The following is a 3,345-nucleotide window of genomic DNA, read 5'->3' on the forward strand; positions in this document are numbered from 1 at the left end:
ATTTACAACAGCAGCTTCAGGTTCATTTACAGGTTACAAATGGCAATATTCATCTGATGGAACAAATTACAACGATGTTGTAGCAGGAACTCCAACTGGCGCTTCTTATACAGGTGCTACTACAAGTTCATTATCTGTTACAACAACAGCTGCAACTCCAGTAGCTGGTCCTCATTATTACAGATCAGTTGCATTGGGTTCATCTCCTTGTTCAGATACAAATTCAATGGGAGCTGAGTTAATCATAAATAACCCAACAATTACTGCTGCTCCAACAGCAACATCTGTTTTAGCAGGGAATTCAACTACTTTTACTGCATCTGCTACAGCTGCTGTAATGCCTTTGACTTATCAATGGCAAAGAGCAACAACTTTAGGAGGAACTTATTCTAATGTTGTTGATGGTACTCCAGCTAATGTTACTTACTCTGGTGCAACTTCTAATACTTTAACTGTAAATGTAGCTGGTACAGCTACTGCATCAACAGCTAATTTCTATAGATTAGTTGTTAATCCAGGTGGATGTTCAGTTAATTCAACAGGTGCTCAATTAACAATAACTAATTATTGTAACCCTGCACCATCAAGTGTTGATGGATCTGGTATAACTAATGTTAATCTTGGTACAATAAACAATACTACAGGCGCTGAACCTGGAAGATATGGTAATTATTCTAATTTAGTTGCTAACGTAACGCAATTGGTTCCACAATCTTTTAGTATAACTTATTCAACAGGATATACATACGATACAACTATTTGGTTGGATATAAATAATAATGCAGTATTTGAAGCAGGTGAAATTGTTTATCAAGGAACTTCATTAGCAAATAATCCAACTACATTATCAGGTTCATTTACTATTCCATTAACTGCAGCTCCTGGTAATCATAGATTGAGAATTGGTGGTGTTGATGCAGGTCCATTAACAAATCCATGTTACACAGGATCATATGGTTCTTTTGAAGATTATACAATCAATGTAATTGCTGCTCCTGCTTGTGCTGGTGCTCCAAATGCAGGTACTATCACTTCTTCAGTTGCAAATGTTTGTTATTCAGGTACAGCTACATTGACAGCTACTGGTTACACTACAGGTGTTACAGGTATTTCATTCCAATGGTATAATTCTGCAGGAGCAATTTCTGGAGCAAATACTACTACATATACAACTCCAGTTTTAAGCGCATCTGAAACTTATTACTTTAGAGTTACATGTGCAAACGGTGGTGCGTTTAGTGATTCTAATTCAATTGTTATTGGTGTTGATGCACCAGCTGTAGCTACAACAACTCCAGGTGAGCGTTGTGGAGCAGGAACAGTTGTTTTAGGTGCAACTCCATCATCTGGAGCAACATTAAATTGGTATACTTCGGCAACAGGTGGTTTATCTCTTGCTTCAGGAAATTCATATACAACTCCAAGTATTTCAACAACTACAACTTACTATGTTGAAGCTAAAGTTGCCGGTGCATCAGGAAATGCTGGAGCAACAGGAAATGCAGTTTCAACAAATGGAACTAGCACAGGTAATCATGGTATTTTGTTTACAACTACAGTTCCTAACGTAGTAATTAATAGTGTAAATATACCATTTACTGGTACAGGAACACTTACAATTGCTCTTAAAAATGGAGCAAACGGAACTACTGTTACTTCTGTTACAACAGGTTCTGTTACAGGTTCAGGATTAACTCCTGTTACTATTCCTTTAGGAATTACAGTTGCGACTCCTGGTAGTTATTCACTTATACTTACAGGTGTTTCTGGTACAGTTGGTGCATTAGGATATTCTAGTACTACATACCCAAGTTCTACTTTATCAGGAGGATTTAGTGTAACTAGTGGATATTGGTTTGGGGCTGATTCTTCAACTAATATGTATTTCTATAATTTAAATGTTTCAACTGGTTGTAGTTCAGCAAGAACTGCTGTAACAGCTACAGTAAATACTCCACCAGCATTGTCAATTAGCGCTGCTAGTGAAACAATTTGTGAAGGTTCTTCAACTAGTACTGTATCTATAACTTCAACTGTTGGAGATTATGATAATTATGTTTGGTCTCCTTCAACAGGAGTAAGTGGAAATTCAGGTTCAGGTTATGTATTTAACCCAACTGTTACTACTGTTTATACATTAACTGCTACTAATAGCGCTGGATGTATTAATACAGCTACTTATGCAGTAAATGTTAATCTTAATCCAGTTCCTGCTATTACAAATTCTGGAAACAGTTCAACAGCTTGTATAGGTGAGATTAAAACTTTGTCAGCTGTTGCTATGTCTAATCCTGGTGTAGCTAATGCTTCATTTGGTTTAAATCTTGTATCTGAAGGAACTGATACTGCAATTTATCCAGTAACAATTTCTGGAATTCCAGTTGGTTCAACAATTACTTCTGCTCAATTGCAATTGACTAATGTTAATGCGGTTGGAGGTTCTTATAGAAGTGAAATTAGAGTTGCTTTGACAGGTGGTTATACTTTAGCAGCTACACAAATTTCAACTTTGGGAAGTGCAGGTTTAATATCTCCAAATCCAGTTATAAATCTTCCTGGATTTAATGTTTCTTCTGGAACTATAAATTTAGAATTATCAGAAACATTTAATGATACTGGAAATGATGCAACATTTGGTTCTGCTCAATTAGTAATCAATTATATTGCTCCAGCTCCAATAACTTGGTCTCCAATTTTAGGATTGTATACTGATTCTGAGGCAACTACACCATATACAGGAGGTACTGCTTCAACTGTGTATACTAAAATTGATGGACCTGTTTCTTACACTGCAACTTCTACAACAAGTTTAGGATGCACAAGAACTGCAACTAAATCTTTTACAATAGCAACGTCAGGATGTCCAACAACAACTTCGTTAGCGCCTGCTACATGTGGAACTACATTGTCTGGTTGGTATTCAACAGTAACAGCTACTTGGTATAATTTTGCACAAGGCTATAAGTTTAGAATTACTAAAGTAGATTTGAATACAAATGCACCAATAGCTAATCCAATTGTTATTGAAAGACCAACAAATAACATTTCTTTGGCTAACGTACCAAATACTACTTACAATTCAAGATACATGTTTGAAGTTTCTGTTAAACTTAACGGGGTTTATCAACCATTCTATGGAGCGCCATGTTACTTAAACACACCAAATCCAGTTTCAACAATTGGAGCACAATGTGGAAGTACATTAACAGCTATGAACCAATGGATTACTGCAGGAGCAGTGTCTAATGTTACTGCATATAGATTTAGAGTTACAAGAGTAATTGCAGGAAATCCAACAGGATTACCACAAGAAACTACACAAGCAGGTAATAAGTTTAACATGAC

General features: G+C 36.2%; 1 protein-coding gene. It reads left to right on the plus strand.

Annotation, left to right across the window (positions count from 1 at the left end; translation table 11 throughout):
* Positions 1–3,345 (plus strand): beta strand repeat-containing protein (locus tag ACYU7A_RS08025; RefSeq protein WP_460575585.1); only part of this gene is annotated, 3,345 nt, incomplete at both ends.

Source organism: Flavobacterium koreense, from assembly GCF_054776075.1.